The organism is Congzhengia sp. (assembly GCF_037235575.1).
GTDB classification, from domain to species: Bacteria; Bacillota; Clostridia; order UBA1381; family UBA9506; genus Congzhengia; species Congzhengia minquanensis.
On record NZ_JAXUNN010000016.1, the window covers coordinates 17,756 to 40,229 of the forward strand.

Annotated in this window: 23 protein-coding genes; 20 read left to right on the forward strand and 3 right to left on the reverse strand. The window is 44.5% G+C overall.

The features are described from left to right. Positions 1–5 precede the first annotated feature (5 nt). Both WIG73_RS02965 and WIG73_RS02970 read left to right on the forward strand, forming a co-directional pair. On the forward strand, positions 6–1,109 hold the full coding sequence (locus WIG73_RS02965; protein WP_337399226.1) for a glycosyltransferase: 1,104 nt from the start codon (positions 6–8) through the stop codon (positions 1,107–1,109). Beyond that, a complete protein-coding gene (locus WIG73_RS02970) occupies positions 1,054–2,364 on the forward strand; it encodes an O-antigen ligase family protein (protein WP_337399227.1) in 1,311 nt (436 codons plus the stop codon). Before WIG73_RS02965 ends, WIG73_RS02970 begins: the two co-directional genes overlap by 56 nt. 20 nt (positions 2,365–2,384) lie before the next feature. On the opposite strand, the gene WIG73_RS02975 is transcribed toward WIG73_RS02970, so the two are convergent. Further along, on the reverse strand, positions 2,385–2,756 hold the full coding sequence (locus tag WIG73_RS02975) for a helix-turn-helix transcriptional regulator (protein ID WP_249313696.1): 372 nt from the start codon (positions 2,754–2,756) through the stop codon (positions 2,385–2,387). Between the two features lie 300 nt (positions 2,757–3,056). Here WIG73_RS02975 and WIG73_RS02980 point away from each other — a divergent pair, with 300 nt between their 5' ends. From WIG73_RS02980 to WIG73_RS03050, 15 genes are all read left to right on the forward strand, one after another. After that, positions 3,057–3,290 carry a ferrous iron transport protein A gene (locus WIG73_RS02980; RefSeq protein WP_177680232.1) on the forward strand — a complete coding sequence of 78 codons (234 nt, stop codon included), beginning with the start codon at positions 3,057–3,059 and terminating at the stop codon, positions 3,288–3,290. After that, positions 3,287–5,446 carry a ferrous iron transport protein B gene (feoB, locus tag WIG73_RS02985; RefSeq protein ID WP_337399229.1) on the forward strand — a complete coding sequence of 720 codons (2,160 nt, stop codon included), beginning with the start codon at positions 3,287–3,289 and terminating at the stop codon, positions 5,444–5,446. Before WIG73_RS02980 ends, feoB begins: the two co-directional genes overlap by 4 nt. A gap of 22 nt (positions 5,447–5,468) precedes the next feature. Continuing rightward, positions 5,469–6,731, forward strand: coding sequence for a 3-isopropylmalate dehydratase large subunit (leuC, locus tag WIG73_RS02990; RefSeq protein WP_337399230.1), 1,263 nt, complete (start codon positions 5,469–5,471; stop codon positions 6,729–6,731). Between the two features lie 14 nt (positions 6,732–6,745). After that, positions 6,746–7,231: a 3-isopropylmalate dehydratase small subunit gene (locus tag WIG73_RS02995; RefSeq protein ID WP_337399231.1), complete on the forward strand. Its 486-nt coding sequence runs from the start codon at positions 6,746–6,748 to the stop codon at positions 7,229–7,231. Between the two features lie 15 nt (positions 7,232–7,246). Continuing rightward, positions 7,247–8,305, forward strand: coding sequence for a 3-isopropylmalate dehydrogenase (leuB, locus tag WIG73_RS03000; protein WP_337399232.1), 1,059 nt, complete (start codon positions 7,247–7,249; stop codon positions 8,303–8,305). Positions 8,306–8,323: 18 nt separating this feature from the next. Further along, positions 8,324–9,316 carry a CAP-associated domain-containing protein gene (locus WIG73_RS03005; RefSeq protein WP_337399233.1) on the forward strand — a complete coding sequence of 331 codons (993 nt, stop codon included), beginning with the start codon at positions 8,324–8,326 and terminating at the stop codon, positions 9,314–9,316. Positions 9,317–9,330: 14 nt separating this feature from the next. Beyond that, the gene (locus WIG73_RS03010) at positions 9,331–9,849 is read left to right on the forward strand and encodes a shikimate kinase (RefSeq protein ID WP_337399234.1); all 519 of its coding nucleotides are present in this window, start codon (positions 9,331–9,333) and stop codon (positions 9,847–9,849) included. Between the two features lie 18 nt (positions 9,850–9,867). Further along, entirely contained in the window at positions 9,868–10,215 is a 348-nt protein-coding gene (locus WIG73_RS03015) for a histidine triad nucleotide-binding protein (RefSeq protein ID WP_177680225.1), read from the forward strand. A gap of 15 nt (positions 10,216–10,230) precedes the next feature. Further along, the gene (locus tag WIG73_RS03020) at positions 10,231–11,082 is read left to right on the forward strand and encodes a deoxyribonuclease IV (RefSeq protein WP_337399235.1); all 852 of its coding nucleotides are present in this window, start codon (positions 10,231–10,233) and stop codon (positions 11,080–11,082) included. An 11-nt stretch (positions 11,083–11,093) separates the two neighbouring features. Further along, positions 11,094–11,750: a bifunctional 4-hydroxy-2-oxoglutarate aldolase/2-dehydro-3-deoxy-phosphogluconate aldolase gene (gene eda, locus WIG73_RS03025; RefSeq protein WP_337399236.1), complete on the forward strand. Its 657-nt coding sequence runs from the start codon at positions 11,094–11,096 to the stop codon at positions 11,748–11,750. A gap of 1 nt (position 11,751) precedes the next feature. Further along, complete coding sequence (locus WIG73_RS03030; RefSeq protein ID WP_337399237.1) at positions 11,752–12,714, forward strand: 2-dehydro-3-deoxygalactonokinase; 963 nt, start codon at positions 11,752–11,754, stop codon at positions 12,712–12,714. 19 nt (positions 12,715–12,733) lie between these two features. Beyond that, positions 12,734–13,936: a hypothetical protein gene (locus WIG73_RS03035; protein ID WP_337399238.1), complete on the forward strand. Its 1,203-nt coding sequence runs from the start codon at positions 12,734–12,736 to the stop codon at positions 13,934–13,936. Positions 13,937–13,954: 18 nt separating this feature from the next. Further along, positions 13,955–15,361, forward strand: coding sequence for a hypothetical protein (locus WIG73_RS03040; RefSeq protein WP_337399239.1), 1,407 nt, complete (start codon positions 13,955–13,957; stop codon positions 15,359–15,361). A 7-nt stretch (positions 15,362–15,368) separates the two neighbouring features. Beyond that, the gene (locus WIG73_RS03045; protein ID WP_337399240.1) at positions 15,369–16,766 is read left to right on the forward strand and encodes an aminotransferase class I/II-fold pyridoxal phosphate-dependent enzyme; all 1,398 of its coding nucleotides are present in this window, start codon (positions 15,369–15,371) and stop codon (positions 16,764–16,766) included. Between the two features lie 199 nt (positions 16,767–16,965). Continuing rightward, positions 16,966–17,562: a helix-turn-helix transcriptional regulator gene (locus WIG73_RS03050; RefSeq protein WP_337399241.1), complete on the forward strand. Its 597-nt coding sequence runs from the start codon at positions 16,966–16,968 to the stop codon at positions 17,560–17,562. Between the two features lie 397 nt (positions 17,563–17,959). Here WIG73_RS03050 and WIG73_RS03055 read toward each other — a convergent pair whose 3' ends face one another. Together WIG73_RS03055 and WIG73_RS03060 are read right to left on the reverse strand one after the other, a co-directional pair. Continuing rightward, positions 17,960–18,199 carry a helix-turn-helix domain-containing protein gene (locus tag WIG73_RS03055; protein WP_337399243.1) on the reverse strand — a complete coding sequence of 80 codons (240 nt, stop codon included), beginning with the start codon at positions 18,197–18,199 and terminating at the stop codon, positions 17,960–17,962. Positions 18,200–18,384: 185 nt separating this feature from the next. Next, positions 18,385–19,743, reverse strand: a complete 1,359-nt coding sequence (locus WIG73_RS03060; protein ID WP_337399244.1) for a hypothetical protein — start codon at positions 19,741–19,743, stop codon at positions 18,385–18,387. Positions 19,744–19,886: 143 nt separating this feature from the next. Here WIG73_RS03060 and WIG73_RS03065 point away from each other — a divergent pair, with 143 nt between their 5' ends. The 3 genes from WIG73_RS03065 (at position 19,887) to WIG73_RS03075 (ending at position 22,418) form a co-directional block, all read left to right on the forward strand. After that, entirely contained in the window at positions 19,887–20,084 is a 198-nt protein-coding gene (locus WIG73_RS03065) for a DNA-binding protein (RefSeq protein ID WP_337399245.1), read from the forward strand. Between the two features lies 1 nt (position 20,085). Then, positions 20,086–21,582 (forward strand): RNA-binding domain-containing protein, encoded by a 1,497-nt coding sequence (locus tag WIG73_RS03070; RefSeq protein WP_337399246.1) that lies wholly within the window; start codon positions 20,086–20,088, stop codon positions 21,580–21,582. 230 nt (positions 21,583–21,812) lie between these two features. Further along, positions 21,813–22,418 (forward strand): helix-turn-helix transcriptional regulator, encoded by a 606-nt coding sequence (locus tag WIG73_RS03075; protein WP_337399248.1) that lies wholly within the window; start codon positions 21,813–21,815, stop codon positions 22,416–22,418. Positions 22,419–22,474: the final 56 nt, after the last annotated feature.

The following is a 22,474-nucleotide window of genomic DNA, read 5'->3' on the forward strand; positions in this document are numbered from 1 at the left end:
ATTTGATGAACGTGTTATACCTTACGAACCTCCCGGCGCCTTACCGTGTAGATTTTTTTAACGAGCTGGGGAAAGAGGTGAACCTGACTGTTTTATATGAACGCCAAACCGCCGGCGACAGGGACGCGCGCTGGCGCAGCAGAAACGCTGAAAACTTTCGCGAACTCTATTTAGGCGGTGTAAAAATCAGCGCGGCGGCTTCTTTTTCCCGAAACGTCCTGCACTATTTGAAAGACAATTCTTTCGACGTGCGAATCATCGGCGGATATAGCACACCAACCGAAATGCTTGCAATCCGGTATATGAAACGGCATAACATGCGGTATATTTTAAGCATAGACGGCGGTTTTCCTGCAAAGGAGCATCCGCTTTTAAAAAAGATAAAAACCTATTTTATTTCGGGCGCCGCACTGTATTTGGGAACCGGGAAAAACGCAGCCGGCTATTTTACTCACTATGGTGCAGACCGAAATAAGATTTTACAATATCATTTTACGTCTCTTTTTAAAAATGACATGTTAGCGGCGCCGCCCACGGAGCCGGAAAAAATAAAATTAAAAAAAGAGCTGGGCATTTGCGCAAAAAAAATGGTTTTGTCCGTTGGGAGGCTGCTGCCTTTAAAGCGCTACGATTTATTAATCGAAGCGGCGAAAGACCTTCCCGATACGGAAGTCGTCATTGTGGGGGGAACGGCCGACCGTTACCATATGGAGCTTATTGACCGCATGGGGGCAAAAAACGTGCGGTTTATAGACTTTTTGCCCTACAGCGGCCTGGTTCGTTACTTTCGCGCGGCAGACGTGTTCGTAATGCCGTCTGATTCCGACGTTTGGGGAATGGTTTTGGTTGAGGCAATGGCAAACGGGCTCCCGGTAATTGCCACAGACAGCTGCGGCGCCGCGCCCGACTTGATTTTAGAAGGGAAAAACGGGATGATTGTGCCAAAGGGCAATATGATGAAAATTCGTGAAGGGCTTGCATTTTTATTATCTTCAGACCACACACGATATTGCTTTGGAAAAAAAAGCCTTTCTGTTATAAAGGAGTATACGATTGAAAACGAGGTACGCGACCACATACAGGCGATTGATACATTCATGGGCAGATAACATCATATCCTTATTAGATGTGTTTGCCGCTTTTCTGCAGACCAGGCTTGCCCCTGCCGTAAACGGCGTTACCAGGCGGTTCCCCCGGATTGCAGAATTTTTTAAGAACCTTACACCAAAAAAACTGTTCGCCTTTTTGTGTATGGTGTCTGTTCTGTCGCAGATTGATTTTTTGTCTGAAGTCTGGCTTATCCGTGCCGCGGTTATTTTACTATGGTTCATGGCGTTTCTTTTTTTTGCCGCAAAGTCGCGCCTTAAGCTGCAGCGGGAAACGTTGTTTTTCCTCTGTCCCATTTTGATTTTTGATTTACTCACATTTTTAACCGGGCTGGTGAAAGGAAACCTTTCCGGTTATTTGTGTTCGCCAATTACCTATTCGGCAAACCTCTCCGCGTTTGTATTCCTAACAGGGTCGCTGGCCGGCGCTGTTTCGGAAAAAAAACTGATTCTTACCGGCGCTAAGGTTTATGTTCTCTGTGCCACTTTCATATCCATTTACACCATCATAACCAGTTTTTCAGGAATTTGGCTTTCGGCTGAAACCTATGTTTATTCCCGCAAAAACTCCCTGGCCCCGATCATTTTAACAGCGGTTTGCTGTATCATGTTTTTAAAAATTATTAAAAATGTAAAACTGAACACACTGCTTTTAGTGTTGTTTATCGGCTTTATGGTGCTTTTAAAAAGCCGCGCGTCCATCATTGGACTCGCGGCCGCTTTGGTTGTGTGGTATGTGTGTGTGATAAAGAATAGGCGAAAACGCCTTTACATTATCATTGCTGTTCTTTTGGCAGTTCTGCTTGTCCTTGTCATACCGGCCTTGCGCGAACTGGTAATTGGAAACATTATTTTTAACAACCGCGCATCTTTAGGCGTAAACGAAATTACCTCCGGGCGTTCAGAACAGTTTACTCTCATATTTCTGGCAAATTTTCCAAATGCCCCGTTTTTCGGAAGCGGAAGCACTTACATCGAGTCGCTGCCATTAGCTGCCCTGCTCTCTTTCGGAATTGTATCCGCTCTGCCGCTTCTCATTTTTGCGGCTGTCCCCCTGCGCACGGCGACTCTGTTTAAAAATGGCCCGGTTCCAAAATCGTATGTATTGTTTTTAAAGGCAGCCTCCATTGCATTTTTAATCAACTGCCTTTTTGAGGAACGCGCGCCGTTCGGCCCCGGTATCACATATTTTTTTCTCTGGTTCACCAGCGGTTTTTTCATCGGCTGTAAAAAAAATCTTTCCGTTTCCATCCGCTGACGAAAAACTGCTAAAAAAAGCTACATTATCGTGGTTAAATAACTGTAAAACTCAATCAATGCAATTTTTACCCTGGGCTCTGCATTGCTGAGGTCCAGCTTGTCCCCGAAGTCTAAAACGTTGCCAATCTGCTGCAGCTTAAACATTTCGTCACTGTCGGGTACAGTCATCTTCACTGAGCTTCTTCCCAAAAGAAAATCGATGCTCACATCAAAATAATCTGCAATTTTCCGAATCATTTCGTGATCGGGCTGTCTTTTCTCTGATTCATAATTTGCAATGCAGCTTCTGGAGATATTGAATCTCTTTGCCAGTTCGCCTTGCGTCATACCACGTGACATCCTCAGCTTTCTTAAATTTGCCGAAAAGACAGTGCTCTCTAATTCTTTCACAATCCCTTTTTACTCCTTTCTGAAAAATTTGTCAAAAATGATAAAATTCTAAATCATTTTGATGATTTTAAGTATATCAGTAAAATTGTATAAAATCAATACGAAATCCGCTAATTTTTTGTTCATCTTAAAATTGAAACATTTTATGTTTTTTTCGTGACATTGCCTATTTGCCCCTTCGCCGCCTTGACATCATATTGCCGAGATGATAAAATAAAGATGTGTAAAGTACCAATTCTGTTTCGTTGTTTTTTCACATATAATGTTAGATATATATTAATTTCTAAAGGGGCAAACAGCATGACATTGGATAAATTAAAACCGGGTGAAAGCGGCACGATTGTGGCAACAAACGGCGAGGGTGCCTTAAGGCGCAGACTGCTGGACATGGGCCTTACGCCGAAGACGAAAATAACCGTCCGCAAGGTTGCACCCTTAGGCGACCCGGTTGAACTTTATTTGCGCGGCTATGTGCTGACCATCCGGCATGAAGACGCGGCGAAAATTGAAATCACAGAGGTGATAAATTCATGAACTATCTCGCCTTAGTCGGCAACCAGAACTGCGGAAAAACCACGCTGTTTAACCGGCTGACCGGCTCAAACCAGCACGTGGGGAACTTTCCCGGCGTGACGGTGGAAAAAAAGGAAGGTGTTTTATTAAAATATAAAGATTACAGCGTTGTGGATTTGCCCGGCGTTTATTCACTTTCCCCCTATACCTCGGAAGAAATTGTCACGCGGGACTTTGCTTTAAAAGAACACCCGTGCGCCATTATTAATATTGTAGACGCAACAAACTTAGAGCGCAACCTCTATCTTTCCCTCCAGCTTATGGAACTTGGAATTCCCATTGTAATTGCTTTAAACATGATGGACGAGGTGCGCCACAACGGAAACACCATCGACATTTTAAAGCTTTCGCAAAACTTAGGCGTGCCGGTTGTGCCCATTTCCGCCGGGAAAAATGAAGGCATTACCGAACTTGTGGAAACCATAATTAAAGTTGTTGAGAAAAACGAGCCCCCAAAAAAATTCGACTTCTGCGACGGCGCCGTTCACCGTGCGCTGCACGCCATTGCACATTTAATTGAAGATCACGCAGAAAACAGCGGCTATCCCCCGCGGTTTGCGGCCACGAAGCTCATTGAGGGGGACGAGCTTATAAAATCGGCTTTAAACCTCCCGGCAAACGACGCACACGTAGTCGAGCACCTCATCCGCGAGATGGAGGAGGAACTGGGCACCGACCGCGAGGCCGCTTTGGCCGATATGCGCTATAACTATATCGAAAAGCTTTGCGCCACCTGTTCGACGAAGGCCGGCGAAACACAGGAACAAATCCGCTCAGAAAAAATCGACCGGGTCTTAACCCACAAGCTGTTTGGCATTCCCATCTTTTTGTGCGTAATGCTGTTAATTTTTTATCTGTCCTTCACCCTGATCGGAGCGCCATTGCAAAATCTTTTAGAACAGCTGATCGGCGTTGCCTCAGGCTGGCTGGACAACCTGCTGTCTTTCGCCGGTGTCAGCAGCTGGGTTCATTCCCTGGTAATTGACGGGGCGCTGGCGGGCATTGGCAGCGTTTTATCCTTTATGCCGATTATTGTTCTGCTGTTTTTCTTTTTATCAATTTTAGAAGACAGCGGTTATATGGCCCGGGTAGCCTTTGTGATGGACACGCTTCTTCGCAAAATCGGCCTGTCGGGCCGGTCTGTGGTGTCCATGCTCATTGGATTTGGGTGCAGTGTTCCGGCAATCATGTCTACGCGAACGCTCTCCTCTGAGCGGGACAGAAAAATGACCATTGTGCTAACGCCTTTTATGTCGTGCAGCGCCAAGCTGCCCATCTATGGCATGATTACTGCAGCATTTTTTCCCGGCCATGCGGCGCTGGTGCTTTTAAGCATGTATGTACTGGGAATTTTGGTGGCAGTTTTGTCGGGCCTTTTGCTGAAAAACACCGTGTTCCGCGGAAAGCCCACGCCCTTTGTGCTGGAGCTTCCGGCCTACCGGCTGCCCTCTGCCAAAAGCGTTTTCATTCACATGTGGGAAAAGGCCAAGGACTTTCTAAAAAAGGCCTTTACGATTATATTTGCTGCCTCCATTGTCATTTGGTTTTTGCAAAACTTTGACGCGCGGCTTAACATGGTAGAAGATGCGTCCCAAAGCATGATTGCCTCCATCGGCTCATTCTTAGCGCCCATCTTTGCGCCGCTGGGATTTACCGACTGGCGGGCCTCTACCGCGCTCATCACCGGCCTTTCCGCAAAGGAAACCGTGGTGAGCACGCTGACGATTTTAACGGGAAGCGCCACAGACGCGCAGCTTTCCGGCGCGCTTGCTGCAATGTTTTCTCCGGCTGCTGCCATTGCGTTTTTGTCGTTTACCATTCTTTACATGCCCTGTGTTGCGGCCTTTGCCGCGTCAAAACGGGAAATGGGCTCTTTAAAAGGCGCGGTTTTAGCGGCGGCATATCAGACCGGAATTGCATATCTGGTGGCATTTATTGTTTATAAAATTGCAGGAATTCTGTTTTCCGGCGGCGGCTCCACCACCGCAGACATTGTTGTGGTCGGCTTTATTGCTGTGCTGTTGGCCGTGGCTGTGGTGTCGTCTGTCAGAAGCAAACGGCACGGCTGCGGCGGCGACTGCAGCAAGTGCGGAAAGGGCGTTACCTGTCAAAAATAACGGATTAAAAGGGGTGTAACATATGGGAATGACCATAACACAGAAAATTCTTGCTGAAAAATCCGGCCAAAGCCAGGTGCGGCCGGGGCAACTGATTATGGCGGAAACCGACCTGGTTTTGGGAAACGACATCACCGCGCCGGTGGCCATTGACGAATTTTATAAAATCGGCTGTGAAACCGTGTTTGACAAAACCAAAATTGCGCTGGTGGCCGACCATTTTACACCCAATAAGGATATTAAATCGGCCCAGCTGAACCAAAAAATGCGGGAATTTGCCCGCAGGCACGCGATAACAAACTATTTTGACGTAGGCCGCGCAGGCATTGAACACGCACTGATTCCCGAGCAGGGACTGGCCCTGCCGGGCGACCTGATTATCGGCGCCGATTCCCACACCTGCACCTACGGCGCTTTGTGTGCGTTTTCAACAGGCGTTGGCAGCACCGACATGGCCGGGGCCATGGCCACGGGGAAAGTGTGGCTGAAGGTGCCCGAAGCCATTCGGTTTCACTTAACGGGCAGTCTGCCTGAATTTGTCAGCGGCAAAGACCTTATTTTAACCATTATCGGACAAATCGGGGTGGACGGCGCACTGTACCGGTCAATGGAATTTTCAGGCGGCGGCATAGCCTCCCTGTCCATGGACGACCGCTTCACGGTGTCGAACATGGCCATTGAAGCCGGGGCGAAAAACGGAATTTTCCCTGTGGACGAAAAAACAGAGAACTATCTGTTCGAGCACGCAAACGGCAAACCATACTGCAGGGTTGCTCCGGACAAGGATGCAGAATATGTTTTAGAATATGAAATCAATCTGTCCGCTTTAGAGCCTGTGGTTGCGCTTCCACATCTGCCGGACAATGTGCGCAAAGCGTCTGAGCTTGGCGCCATTTCCATTGACCAGGCGGTGATTGGCTCCTGCACCAACGGGCGCATCAGTGATTTGCGCACGGCAGCAACCATTCTTTCCGGCAATCACGTTGCTGTGCGGACAATTATCATTCCCGCCACCCAGGAAATTTATTTGCAGGCCGTAAAAGAAGGGCTTGTTCAAACATTTATAGAAGCAGGCGCAGTGGTGAGCCCTCCCACCTGCGGGCCTTGTTTGGGCGGACACATGGGGGTTTTAGCCAGCGGAGAACGGAGTGTATCCACCACGAACCGAAACTTTGTGGGACGGATGGGACACCCGGACAGCGAGGTTTATCTGGCTTCTCCGGCGGTTGCCGCGCAGTCTGCCATAGAAGGCAAAATTGCAGTTCCCGGCAGAAAAACGATATAAAAGGCGGTGGTCAAATGGAATTTCAGAGCAGAGTAATCCGGTATGGCGACAACATTAACACCGACGTCATCATCCCGGCGAGGTATTTAAACACCAGCGACAGCGGCGAGCTTGCGCTGCACTGCATGGAGGACCTGGATTCGGAATTTCAGGAAAAACTGAAGTCGCGCAAAATGATTGCCGGCGGTAAAAATTTCGGCTGCGGCTCATCGCGGGAGCACGCACCCCTTGCCATTTTGGCCAGCGGCGTTTCCTGCGTAATTGCCATCAGTTTTTCCCGAATTTTTTATCGGAACGCCTTTAACATTGGGCTTCCCATTTTAGAGTGCGCCCGGGCAGGAGAAATAAACGACGGCGACGAGCTTTTTGTTGATGTAACCTCCGGGAAAATAAAAAATTTAACCCAGAACACAGAATATGACACCGCGCCGTATCCTGATTTCATGCAGGAAATTGTAACGTGCGGCGGTTTAATTGGATATTTAAAAAACCAAAAGTAAGCGAGCTGATATTTTATGCAAATGCACATTGCAGTGATTCCGGGAGACGGCATCGGCCCGGAAATTACCCAAGCCGCAAAAATGGTGCTCGATAAAATTGCTTCCGTGTTCGGCCATGAAATTGCCTATACCGAGGTGTGTGCCGGCGGCGCGGCCATTGACCGGTTTGGCGCCCCGTTGCCGGCGGAAGAGCTAAAAAAATGCCAATCTTCCGACAGCGTTTTATTGGGCGCCGTTGGCGGCCCAAAGTGGGACAGTGCACCCCGCCGGCCGGAGGACGCACTGCTTGCATTGCGAAAAGCCTTGGGGCTTTATGCAAATCTGCGGCCTGCGCTCTTAACCCCCTGCCTTGCACAAGCTTCCCCATTAAAACAGGAACTGGTGCAAAACGGGCTGGATATTTTGGTGGTGCGGGAGCTTACCGGCGGCATTTATTTCGGCAAACGGGGAAACGACGCCGTTTCGGCCTTTGACGTTGAACAATATTCAGACTTTGAAATAGAGCGCATTGCGCGCAGAGCTTTTCTTTCCGCCCGCGGGCGGAAAGGGCGCGTTGTATCCGTGGACAAGGCAAACGTGCTGGAAAGCTCAAAGCTGTGGCGCAGAATTGTAAGCCGGGTGCAGCAGGAGGAATTTCCCGACGTTGCGCTGTCCCACATGTACGTGGACAACGCCGCCATGCAGATTGCCACGAATCCGTCGCAGTTTGACGTGATTGTGACAACGAACATGTTTGGCGACATCTTATCCGACCTTACTTCGGTTATCACCGGCTCTATCGGGCTTTTGCCCTCTGCCAGCTTAGGAGACAGCCGCCCGGGCATGTATGAGCCCATTCACGGCTCTGCGCCGGACATTGCGGGAGAAAATAAAGCCAATCCAATTGCCACAATTTTGTCCTGCGCCATGATGCTGGAATTGGATTTTGGCCTGGCGTCAGAGGCAGAAGCAATCGAACGTGCGGTAAACGGCGTGTTAGAAGACGGCTGGCGCACGTTCGATATAAAAGAAAACGATAAACCATATATCGGCACAGCCGAAATGGGCAGGCTCATTGCAGACTGCATCAAATAATTATTGCGGAGAAAAGACATGCTGAAAAAAATTGTCATATCCTTGGCCCTTGCTCTGTCTATCATCACGTTTTCAGAGTTTGACACAGAACGCTTTCTATATGAATTAAAACAGAATTTTGCAGGAGATACCGTTCAGAAAAACAACGCAGCAGACGTTTTGTATGAGGGAAACCGAAGCGTATCCATCGGCATGTCTTATGACGACGTTTTGTCCGCTTTCGGCGACCCCGTGGACACACAGATAAGCGAATATGGGTTTGTGTGGAATATTTTTCATGAAAATTTTAAAAACTATATGCAAATCGGCATTCAAAACGAACGGGTTGTGGCCATTTACACCAACTCGCCGCGGTTTTCGTTCCGGGGCATTTGTGTTGGTTCAAGCGCCGCCGACGTGAACTTAACCTTTGAAAAGCCCATTGATTATATTATCAAGGGCAACACAAAATATATTATGAACGGCTTAAACGCGGATAAGACGAACATGGAGCTGTTTCACACCGGAAGCCTGTATGTTACCTTTTTTTATGACGTATTCAAGAATAATTCGGTAACGTCTGTCAATATAATAGAATATAACACCGAGCTGAGCTATGACCGTTTATATGCGAAACAAAGCCCGGAACTTAAGGAAAGCTTTGAAAAGCAAAATTTTTATGTAACGAACGCGCTTCGCGTTCGGGAGGGGCTGCCCCCCTTTTCGTTCCATCAGGGCATGGCTAACGTTGCGCTTTTGCATTCTCAGGAAATGGCGGAAAACAACTATTTTAACCACACCGACCTTTCCGGCGGAACCGTTGCAGACAGAGCGCACGCCGGCGGCGTAAGATTTAAGGTGGCGGGTGAAAACATTGCAATGGGCGCGCAAAACACCCTTTATATGCACGAACTTTTGATGAATTCAGAGGGACACAGAAAAAACATCCTGGCGGACTACACAGCACTTGGTACTGGTGTTGCATTTTCTAAAGAGGACGTTCCCTATCTTACGCAAAACTTTTTCAGATAATTTTTGGAGGGCTTATGAACAAAAACATTGTTTTAGTCGGATTTATGGGCACCGGTAAAACGACCATTGGGCGCCGGGTTGCAAGCAGGCTGGGACTGGATTTTTACGATACGGATGAATATATTAAAAGGTGTGAAAACATGCCGGTAGCCGACGTGATTACGAAAAAGGGCATAAAATATTTTGAGGGCGCCCAGCGGTTTGCCGTTACAAATATATGTGAAAACAAAAATGTTTTAATTGCCACAGGCGGCTCAACCCTTTCCGATGAACGGAACAGGGTGCTCCTTTCTGAAAACGGAATTTTGGTTTGGCTCAGGGCAAAGCCCGAAACCATTTATGAAAACACGAAAAATTCGCACAATAAACGTCTGGAAATTTCAGGAAAATCAGTTGACGAAATCTCACAAATTCTGGCCCAGCGGGAAAAGGATTATTCCGGCTGTGACATCACTGTTGACGTTGACGGCAGCCGAAACATAGACGTTGTTGTGGAAACTGTGATTGAAAAAATTAAACCATTGATGAACTGACAAGGAGGACAACAAAAGATGAGCGACACAAACTGCATTTTCTGTAAAATTATTCACGGTGAGATCCCGTCAACCAAGGTTTATGAGGACGATTTGGTCTACGCGTTCCGGGACATCTCACCCGCCGCGCCGGAGCATATTCTAATTGTTCCCAAGGAACACATTTGCTGTGCAAATGAATTAGAACAAAAACATGAAGCCTTAGTTGGACATATCATTTTAACCGCGGCGAAAATTGCAAAGGATTTGGGTTTTGCAGACGACGGATATAGAATTATCAACAACTGCGGCGAAAACGCAGGACAAACTGTGTTCCACCTGCATTTTCATCTTCTGGCCGGCAGCGAATTTACAAACTTAGTATAAAATGAGGGATTGAATATGTTTACAATTGGATGTCACCTTTCTGCTTCAAAAGGGTTTTTGGCAATGGGGAAAACTGCGGTGAGTATCGGCGCCAACACCTTTCAGTTCTTCACCAGAAACCCCAGAGGGGGAACGGCGAAAGCATTAGACCAGTCAGACATTGACGCATTTTTAGAATATAGCCGGGAACATGGCATCGGCATTATTTTAGCCCATGCCCCCTACACGTTAAACGCCTGCTCGAAGGACGAAAAGATCCGCGAATTTGCAAAAAACACCATGGCAGACGATTTGCGGCGCATGGAAGCCGTTCCCGGAAACCTTTATAACTTCCACCCGGGAAGCCATGTGGGACAGGGCATTGAAACGGGGATTGAACAAATATCCGCCCAGCTAAATGAGCTGTTAACGCCTGAGCTAACCACAACAGTTTTGCTGGAAACCATGGCCGGCAAGGGAAGCGAGGTAGGCAGCCGCTTTGAAGAAATTAAAGCAATTATCGACCGGGTGGACTTAAAGGACAAGCTTGGCGTGTGCTTAGACACCTGCCACGTTCATGACGCAGGGTATGACGTTGTGAACGATTTAGACGGCGTGCTGTCTGCGTTCGACCGGGTGATTGGAATTGACCGTCTGCGGGCCGTTCATATAAACGACAGCAAAAATCCCTTTGAGAGCCATAAGGACCGGCACGAGGTAATTGGCGGCGGGTCGATTGGAACAGAGGCGTTTGCCCGCATCATCAACCACCCCCAGCTTTGTGGGCTGCCCTTTTATTTGGAAACGCCAAACGAGCTGGAGGGCTATGCAAAAGAAATTGCCATGCTGAAAGATTTAAGGGCGGACAAGCCCGCTGCAAAAGCATAAGGAGAAACAAAATGAAGGAACAAACCATTGAACATGTGCTTGCTCATAAAATTATTACCATTGTGCGCGGCGTTGACCGGGAGAATATATTTAAAACTGCTGAAGCGTTTATTTTGGGCGGAATTGCCTGTATGGAAATTACCTACGACGCAGCAAGGCCCGAAACCCATGCTGAAACGGCTGAAACCATTCGGCAGCTTAACGAACGCTTTTTAAAAGATTTAATGATTGGGGCGGGAACCGTTTTAACGCCGGAGCAGGTTGTGATGACGAAAGAGGCCGGCGGGCGCTATATTATCTCGCCCAACGTGAATAAAGACGTTATTCAAAAAACTGCCCAGTGTGGTCTGGTGTCCATGCCGGGGGCGTTTACGCCCACCGAGTGTGAGGAGGCCCACCGCTGGGGGGCCGACTTCGTGAAGCTTTTCCCTGTGGGCGGAATGGGGCCCGGATATGTAAAAGACTTAGCCGCCCCCCTTTCCCATATCCGTTTTTTGGCTGTGGGCGGCGTTACTGCTGAAAATTTGCCTGCCTTTTTAAAAGCGGGTGCAATTGGTGCGGGAGTTGGCAGCGATTTAGTGAACAAAGAACTTATTTTATCCGGCGCGTTTTCAAAAATTACCCAGCGGGCAAAACAATATGTTCAGGCCGCGTCACAGGAGTGTTAACATGTTTCTTACAATCGACACAGGCACCACCAACACCAGAATTTACTTAGTTGACGGCGAAACGGTAAAAGACAGCATAAAAATAAACGCCGGGGCCGGCGACACTGCAAAAACAGGAAGTAATCAAATTTTAAAAGAAAGCATTCAGAACGGAATTTGCAGGCTTCTGTCCGATAATACGTTAAAAGAACAGGATATCTGTGCGGTTTTTGCCTCCGGCATGATTACCTCGGAGCTGGGGCTTTGCGAGGTGCCCCACGTAACCGCGCCGGCAACGCCTTTGTGCCTGAAAGAACATGCAAAAACTGTTCTGCTTTCCGATGTTGTGTCCATTCCCATTACGTTTATCCCGGGTGTAAAAAACAATACGGATTTTAAAAACCTTGTCAATTTAAATGAAATGGACATGATGCGCGGCGAAGAAACCGAGCTGTTTGGCTTGATGAAGCTCTTAAAAGTAAAACCGCCGTTTACGGCTGTTCTGCCTGGCTCCCACACAAAATTTGTGGCGGTGGGAAATGAGGGGCAAATTTTATCTTGCCGCACAACCCTAGGCGGCGAGCTTTTGGCCGCTTTGTCGGAACACACCATTTTGAATAACAGCTTACCTAAGCCGCTCATTTCTAACATTGTGCCCGAATGCTTAAATGCCGGGTTTGAATATAGCAGGGCCCACGGGCTGAGCGATGCCGCTTTCCGCGTGAGGCTGATACATAACTTTACAAATTTGACAGAAAACGAGCGGGCAAACTTTTTTGCAGGCGCTGTGCTCGCCTCAGACATTCAGGCGCTGGGTGAAATTACACCGGAAACTAAGGTTTTGGTAGGAGGCAGCGACCCGTTAAGAGGCGTTTTTATACATCTGTTAAAAACTTATACCCGCTGTGAGGTAATTGCGGCAAGCGATGAAGCGGTGAAGCTTTCCACCGTTTATGGAGTACTAGAATTATTTTATTTAGAATAAAAAATAGGAGGGAAATCAAATGAAAAAGAAACTATCCGTTATGATTCTGGCGCTGACACTTTTGCTGCCCGGCACAGGCGCTTTCGCTATAGACGGCAGCGAAAGCCCCAACGGCGGCGTTATTGGCCACATTTATTCCACCGACATTTTGACCTACGTGAACGGCGAGCCCATTGACGCTTATAACATTGGCGGCAAAACCGTTGTAATTGCAGAGGATTTGGGCGACTGGAATTATGGATATACATACGATTATAACGACGAAGATCGGCTTTTATCTGTAGAATCATATTTTTATCTGCCGTGGCAGGAGCACGGTGCAATTCCCCGGGGCCAGACCGGTCAAATTCTGGGCGACGTTTATCAGACCGACATTAAGGTGACGTATAACGGAATAGAAGTTACAGGCTATAACATTGGCGGAAGAACCGCAATTTGCATTGAAGAAATCGGCGACACTGCGGGCAGCCCCCACGAAACTTACGGCTATTCAAAACATTTAGCATATCATGTTTGGAACCCGGCGGAAAAGACAATTTCGCTTTATAGCTATTTTAACAACATTGACGACATGCTGGGCAACCACATTTCCCGTGTGGCGTTTACCTTTGCTGACAATGTGCTTTACGCTACGGCGGACGACGACGTTCCCTGGGGTTCTATTTTTCCGTCGGTGAACGGAATTCGAACAGATTCAGGCGAAGACGCCTATACCTATTATTACACGGAAGAATTTGGCGATCAAAAATATGTAATGTCGCCCCTATACTTGGACATTGGCGGCAGCCGGACTGAAATCGGCACCTGCGTTGCCGTTTGGGAAGAAGACATAGAAACTGACAGAACCTATCTGCAACTTGACGACCCTGCAGCCGCAATTTCCCTTGCCGCATCTGTAAAGACACCTGCTAAGACCTATGATGAGGCAATGGCGTTCTTAACCGAAAAATATGAATTGAAGGACAGAATTGACAACGACAACTATACCGTCCTTTTGTTGAATGACGAAAATAAAAACGACCTCGTCTATGCAGTGAAAAAGACCGGCGGCTATGCAAAGCTTAGCGAATGGGCGGCAGAATACGATAAAACCGTTGGAATTTTGTTTGGTGAAGATGAACATGAGGTGATTGTAACCGTTCATCCATATACAGACCCTCACGGAAAACCGACCACATTGCATGAATCTCACAGGCTTGATTTATGGTATAATTTTGATTAAAAAACAGGAGGGGTTAACATGAAAAAGTTTTTTGCGGCATTTCTTGCGGCGCTTCTCGTGCTGGGTACAAGTCCAGTATTTGCAGAAGACTCATTTAATTACACCATTACCGTCGACGGTGTTACTGTTCCCAGCGAGCCGGGGTATAACGGCAGCCTTTACCGCTACACCTCCATTGCCGATGCATTGGGATATGAAACAGCGTTTCATGCTGAAACCGGCATAGTGGAGTCAAAAAAAGGCGATATAACCGTTACTTTTGCAGTTTCCGGCTACGGTGGTGCAACTGTTGTACAGGAAGATGAATTTAAAGACTATCTCGGTTATTTCTATGCCCAAAATATTTATGATAAACTGTATATTTCCTATTATAATGCAGAAGCACTCGCTTCTGTTGTAGATGCAGGGCTTGTCGTAGATGAATCTGCCAGCACTGTTTCCATTTACTCTTCCGCCGGCAAGCAGGCGTTAGCGGAGCAAACGGACGCGCGCCTGACGCTGTTTAACGAAATGATGGGCTTAACCAGGGACAAAAACTACACCTCCCAGGGAACGGGTAACATGACAATGAACCTTTCCAGCAAGCTGTTTGGCCTTTCGGGAACCGGAGAAATTAACTTTAAAACGGTTTCTGCTAAAAGCGGAAATAAAACATATTCAAAGGTCATCACATCCAACAGCGGTCTGATGAATTTGCTCCACCTCAACATTGATGACGATGAAATTTCCAAATCCGAAACGATAGAAATTTATACGGACGGGCAGCAAGTTTATTTGAAAAGCAAAACCCTGACAAAGGCGCTGCTGCAGGAAGAGGATTACGCTTTTTCCTACGAATACCCGGAACAAACTGAACTGTTAATGGACCAATGGGTAACCACAGATAACTTTCCCCCATCTTATCGGCTGTTGCTGAACAACGGCATAACCTTAGGCAATTTTATTGTGGATTATTGCTTTGAAACCGCAACTTATTACGCCAACCCAATTGACATGATTGACATGTTTGTTACGCTTATGTCAGATGAAAACATCACCGTTACGGAAAACAACGGGCTGAAAACATATGCCTATAAAATTGACAAAAATACATACTTAAAATGCTTAGAACCGATGCTTCCTGAAATGAGCGAGGAGGAGCGCGCGGAATTTGACGCCGTGATGGACGGCTTTGAAATGGAAATGACCGCTGCAGAAACGGTAACGGCCGATGGAATTAAGTCGGTCTCCGGCGGAAAAATTTCGCTTTCCAATGTGCCGAATCCTTGGAATGAGGACGTATTCTCCGGCGAAATTCTCTTTTCAGCAGAAGAAACCGCAGCATTTTTAGAAAACGTGGAATATGCATTTCCCGATGTGTCCGGTGCGGTAAATCTAACTGACTTTGTAAAATCAGTTACAGACGCGGACATATTCGAACATTGATTAAGCCATGAAACGAACAGAAAAATCGCTGCTGAACCGGCTGACGGAATATAACGAAACTGCTGCCCCCATGCACATGCCGGGTCACAAACGAAATACGCGCTTATTAAAAGCACCCCTTCCGTATGAGATTGACATAACGGAAATTGACGGATTTGACAACCTACACGACATGAACGGCGTTTTAAAGGAAACGGCTGCTTTGGCGGCCTCGCTTTACGGCTCGAAAGCGGCCTTTCCCTTAGTCGGCGGCTCCACCTGTGGAATTTTGGCCGCAGTGCATGCTTTGGCAGCCTTCGGTTCTCATGTTTTAATTGCGCGGAACTGCCACAAATCTGTGTTTCATGCAGTGGAGCTGATGGGCCTTTATCCGCACTATGTGTGTCCGGAAGCCGATGGGTTCGGAATTTGCGGAAAAATTACGCCGGAAGCCATTAAAAGCGCTCTGTGTGCGGAACGCAGCATTCGGCTTGTGATTGTAACCTCCCCCACCTATGAAGGGGTTATAAGCGACATAGCAAACATTGCCGCAGTCTGCCACGAATATGGTGCTCTGCTATTGGTGGACTCTGCCCACGGGGCGCACTTAGGATTTTCACCCCGGTTTTGTGCAAGTGCTGTTTCCTCCGGCGCAGACGCCGTTGTAATGAGCCTACACAAAACCATGCCCGCGCTGACGCAAACCGCTCTTTTACACATCTGCACCGATGCCGTTGACAAAAACAAAATAAGCGAGGCGCTTTCTATTTTTGAAACCTCAAGCCCCAGTTATGTTTTGATGTCGTCAATCGATGCGTGCCTGCGGTTCATTTCGCAGGACGGGGAAGCTTTGTTTTCAGCTCTTTATGAAAACCTGTCGTTCTTTTATAAAGAAACAAATGATTTAAAGGCGCTGTCTGTCCTCCAATATGACGATTTCAGCAAACTGATTATATCCACAAAAAGCACCGCGCTTACCGGTATCGGACTTGCAGACATTTTGCGCAATCAATTTCACATCGAAGTGGAAATGACAGGAATTGATTATATTTTAGCCATATCCAGCATCTGCGACAGTAAAGAAAACCTGATGAAATTTGCCGCGGCACTAAAGGAAATTGATGCAGAAGTTCCGGTTTTGCAGACCGAAGTTGGCGCAAAAAAAGAGATTGTGCTTCCCCAAATGCAGGAAACGCCCTCCGCCGCCCGCCAAAGGTGCGGCGAGTTTGTGCCGCTTTCCTGCAGCGAGGGGCGGGAATGTTTAGAATATGTTTGGGCCTATCCCCCGGGCATACCGCTGATTGTGCCCGGCGAGCGGATTGACCGGCGCTTTATTGAAACAGCAGAGGACTTTTCACAGGCAAAAATATCGCTGAAAAGCACAAAAGGATTGTTAGACAATAAAATATGGGTACGAAAAAAGTAAAGGCCGCTGCAAAACAAACTGCCCCAGTTTCTACAGGCAGCGCAACTACCCTTACAATTATTGTATCAGAACCTTGTAAGCGTCGGAAATTTGAAGCCGAACTATTAAATTTTCGTGTAAGCAACTGTCAGTTGCGGAATAGTTGGTGGCATGCAACCGGGTTTTTGGTGTATTATGAAAGCAAAAGGAGGCCTCCATCATGGCATTAAACGAAAATATTAGAGCCCGGCGCATGCAGCTAAAGTTATCTCAAGAATATGTTGCGGATCAATTGGGTATCAGCAGACAGGCTGTGGCAAAGTGGGAGTCGGGAAAAAGCACCCCGACAGCGTCAAATTTGGCAGAATTAGCCGCTTTGTTTGAAATGAACATTTCTGAACTGGTTGAGCCGGAAAATTATGTTCTGAAACAGAAAAAACAAGAAGAACAGGTTAAAAAAACACAGAAAAATATTAAAATGCATGTAGGTCGTGCAGGAGCGGTTATATTGATAAACACCGGTTGGGACGGTTATTCTTCCGGGTTATATAGTGCAATGCCTTATTTTTGGCTGACAATTCTAACAGCTGGTCTTATACTGCTCCTTGTCACGTCGGTTGATATGTATAAAAAACATAAGATAAAAAAGTTACAAACAACGATTGGTGCGCTTATGATTTTTTCAATATTCATCTTGCCCCAGTGCCTCCCTATTCATCAGACGGGCATTCGCTATCTTTTGTCAGACGCAGTTACTGCCGTTTGTCTTATAATATTAAATCTGAAATACTGGCGGTATATTTGGAAACCGCTATAACGTTTCTTGTTTCGTTCCATATAAAAAATTTACTTTATAAAATGAGGAATTTTATGCAAAAGATATTACAGGATATGCTTTTCAATCTTTTACGTAAATATAAAAAACACGATTAACTGAAATCAGTTAATCGTGTTTCGTGTCTGTTTTACCGGAAAGCCTTGTTTCAAGCGGCTTTCAAAGCTTATTTAATCCTATCTGTTTGTATTTGCGATTAGCCAAAATATCTTTTGAGCATACCCTCAAAGCCTTTTCCGTGTCGAGCTTCGTCTTGAAACCGAGTTTTCAAATTCCGCATAAACACTGCTGTTTCGGGGCTTTTTTACACTCCTTATTTTGTGATTTCCCACGGATTTCCCACGAGATTTTCTTTCCCACAAAAACATTTCTTTTTGCATTATTTAGTGTGGTTTGAAGCTATTATCTCATCAAAATTCAATCCATCATTTTCCTCTAAAAATTCTATCAATGCTTTTCGTGTTACTTTCCTACATCCGAGCTTGGTAGATCTTAGCAACCCCTTATTTATTAAAGCATAGACATAATTTTTATTAACCTTAAGTAATTCTGCCACTTCTTTTATAGTATACACCAAATCCTCATTTGTGTCAATGATTCGAGGGTTCTTCTGCATCATGTTATTTCACCTCTTCGTATTTTAATATTCCATAGTGAAAGTATTCGTCTAATTCCTTTCGTAATTTGTTTAATGCATTTTTCTTTTGAACATATATACTATTTAAACTTGTATCCACTAAAAAAGCTATTTCAAATAGAGCAATATCATTCAAAATATTTAATATAATGACAATTCGTTCTATTTTAGACAGTTTTTGCTTCGTCTTCGTCCGAATACCAGTTATAAATATTTTTGTTCATTATTTCTCCGAAATCAGGAAGATTTGTGAAATCAAAGCCTTCTGCAATGGCTTTTTCAAAAGCAGTCCAATCACCTTTGAAATATTCATTTAATATTCGTCCTGCATGTCTACCTACCATTGGAATGCCCAAAGCGGCAATAAACTTATCCAATGTGCATTTACGGCTCTTTTCAATAGCATTATGCAGTATAATATAGGATTTTTCACCAAACCCATCGGTATTTATTATTTCATCCTTGTGTTTTTCGAGGTCATATAAATCCCCAAAGTTATGAATCCATCCATGTCCGATGAATTTTTCCAAAGTGATCTCTGAAAGCCCTTCAATATTCATGCGTGTTTTTTCGCAGAAATGAGCAAACTTCTGTACCAATCTGGCAGTGCAATGCTGATTTTCACAAAATAAAAACATGGTTCCGCCGGAACTGGCTTTCATATTTAAAGGCTCTCCACAGCACGGACAAATCATAGGTAGTTTATATGTATTACTCATTGTTGCATTCTCTGCAATTTGAGGAATAATCATATTGGCCTTATATACTTTAACTGTATCTCCTATACCGAACTTAAAACTATTGAAAATGTCTACATTATGCAGATACGCACGTGTAACAACTGTTCCTTCAATAGTTACAGGCTCTAAAATTGCAGTGATGCTTACCATACCCGTTCTTGTAGTAGCAAGTTCGACACCAAGAAACTTTGTTTCATAAAGTTCGTCCTGCCATTTAAGTGCGATTAACAATAATTTTCTTGCACGATTAAAATACGCGGAATCCACACTTGGAATATCCCAATAACAAAAGTCCACAAACTCTTTTTCACTTGGATCATAGGATGGATCGACGGATTTATAAATTCGTGTATAAGCTTCTTCCTTTGCTTTTTCATAACTTAACACACCGGTTTCTACTGCAGTAATTAAATCTGAAATTAATACTTTAACCTGTTCTTCTGCTGCGGAATAATAATCCGAACGCAGATATAAATCTCTGTATTCGAATAAAGCATTATTTGCAATGATTGTAAGTAATCCGTAACTGTATCCGTTTGTTTGATTGTTCAAAAACGCATTAAAAAGAATCTTATTTGTTTCAGCTCTTGCATCAGCATAACCCAAACCGTTTTGTACTTTTATTAGCGTGTCCTTAATAAAGGACTCTGCTGTATTTACAGCTTCCTGAGGTGTATTTTCAGGAATTGACTCCCTAGGGATTAGTTCTGCGTGTACCGGTATGACTGAAAATACAGTCATTACCGTGATCAGAATCGGTATGACATGTCTTATTAATTTTTTCATACAGAAAACCTCCTTTTTATGTCTTCAATATAATTACACGAACAAATTAAAATAATTACAACAAATAAATTTTTTAAAAACACTTGATATTATTCCTGTTTGGGAATATAATATAGATATACTAATCGGGAGGTTGTTTCACCATGAGATATCTTTCTACATCAGAGACGGCGGAAAAGTGGGGGCTTTCATCAAGAAGAGTAGTTGTTTTATGTAATGAAGGGCGGATTGATGGCGCTCAGAAAGCGGGTTCTACATGGATTATCCCTGAAAACGCACAAAAACCGGGTGATGCTCGTATAAAAAGCGGAAAGTATATCAAGAAAGGCGATGAAAATTAAAATGGGTATACCAACTAACATAAAAACATTATTAAACGGAGATGTTGTTGAATGGGCTCGAATTGAATTTAAAGAAACTTGGGATCCTGAGGCTTCTCTAAAAACAATATGTGCATTCGCAAACGATATAGATAACTGGGGCGGCGGTTACTTGGTAATCGGTGTGTCTGATAAGCATGGTGAACCTGACAAATTGAAAGGTGTACCTGCTGAAAAAATAGATGGTTATCTAAAAGATATGCTAAATAAATGTAAGTTGATCCAGCCGGAATATATGCCTATCACAGAAGTTGCCGACTATAAAGGCAAAAAATTTATTATTGTTTGGGCTCCGGGCGGAAGTGTAAGACCATACTCTTCTCCGAAAACAATGATAAAGGGTGGAAAAGAGCGTATCTATTATATTCGAAAGATGGCCAGTACTGTTGCACCTACAGAAGAAGAAAAGCGAGATTTATATAATCTTTCAAATAATATTCCATTCGATGATCGTGTCAATCATAACGCAAACATGGAAGATTTGAATATTACCCTGATTCAAAATTATCTTAAAGAAGTGGGCAGCTCATTATTTGAAGCCTCTAAAAAAATGGATTTTGTTGATTTATGCAAAAGCATGAATATTATAAGCTCGCTTCCTGAATATACAAAGCCTAAAAATGTAGGTCTGATGTTTTTCTGCCTTAATCCGGAAAAATTCTTCCCATATGCACAGATTGATGTTGTTGAATTTCCTGACGATTTAGGCGGAGACAAAATTATAGAAAAAACTTTTAAAGGTCCATTACATCAACAACTTCGAGAAGCTCTGTTATATATACAGAATTCTGTCATTCAAGAGCAGGTCATTAAGCTTCCTGATGTTGCAGAAGCACGCAGATTCTTTAATTATCCATATGCGGCGATTGAAGAGTCACTCTCGAACGCAGTATATCATAAAGGATACGATGTAAGAGAACCTATTGAGGTTCGAGTATTACCGGATCGTATTGAAATTGTAAGCCATCCAGGTGCAGATCGTTCTATATCATTGGAAGGTCTAAAAACTTACAGAGTTTTTAACAGAAGATATCGAAACCGCAGGATTGGCGAATTTCTTAAGGAGATGCACTTAACAGAAGGACGTAATACCGGTTTTAGAAAAATATTAAATGCGTTGGAAAAGAACGGTTCTCCAAAACCAATATTCTACACTGATGAAGAAAGATTGTCGTTTACAACAACCTTATTCATTCACCCTGAATTTAAAAATGACACTGTAAATGAAGGTGTAAATGAAGGTGTAAATCATCTTTCATCAAGACTGTCGGCAAAAGAAAAAGAAGTTTATGAAATAATAAAAAAAGATCCATCATTATCCATGTCTAATATGAAAACAGTGCTTGGCGTTTCTGAATCTACTATTTATAGAGCAATTAAACAGCTAAAAGCACAAGAATATATTCGCCGAGAAGGTTCTGATAAAAAAGGAAAATGGATGATATTGAAAGAAATTTGAGGTGACCGTATATGATATATATGCTTGTGAAGCTTGCAGATTTTTGTTTGAAAAATTTGATGAAGAAGGACGATGCCCGGATTGTGGCAAAATGAGTGTAAGATTAGCAAATGAAGATGAGATTAAAGAATATAATAATCGATATCCAGAAAAAAAGAATGATAATTATAACAACATGAAATAATTGCAAAGTATAAGATATTTTTATTAAATGAAGGAGGTATGAGAAAATGTCAAGACAATTTAAGGCGGCTCGAAGAATGAATCATTTAAAGTTAAATGAAGCTGCAGACAAGCTTGGCGTTTCTCAGCCTACACTAAGTTCTTGGGAAAGCGGCAGAAAGACTCCGACAGTCGATAATTTAATTAAGATGGCAGATCTGTACGGAGTTACAACAGACTTTTTATTAGGACGAAATAATAGTAAGCCGCTTAAGCAAGAAGGCTCAGTATCATATCAAAATTTACCAGCCATGCACGGTAATCCGGTATGGTCAGAAAAGTATGGTTGGATGATTGTTGACGCTGTGTCAAAACGCTTGATTATTGATTATGAAACAAGTATTTCATTTGCGGATGCAGGTGAACTCTTTGCAACTTCACCAGCGTTTTCTTACGCTACTGCTCCGGTTAAAACACCGATTGAACATTCGGATTTGAAACAGTTTAAGGAAATTTGGGTAGAACCAATATCAACAGATACCTATCTTAGAAATGAACTTCGAGGTTGGTATCGAGTTAAAGACCGTTTTGTAGAAAATGAATTTGGCAATCGATTCTATCTGGATGCATATGGAGCAAGATGGCTTGCTTTTACAGATTCCATAGACTCATAACAAAAAATGATTTACTCTAAAAAGATATATACAATATTGGTCAAAAAATAAAACTC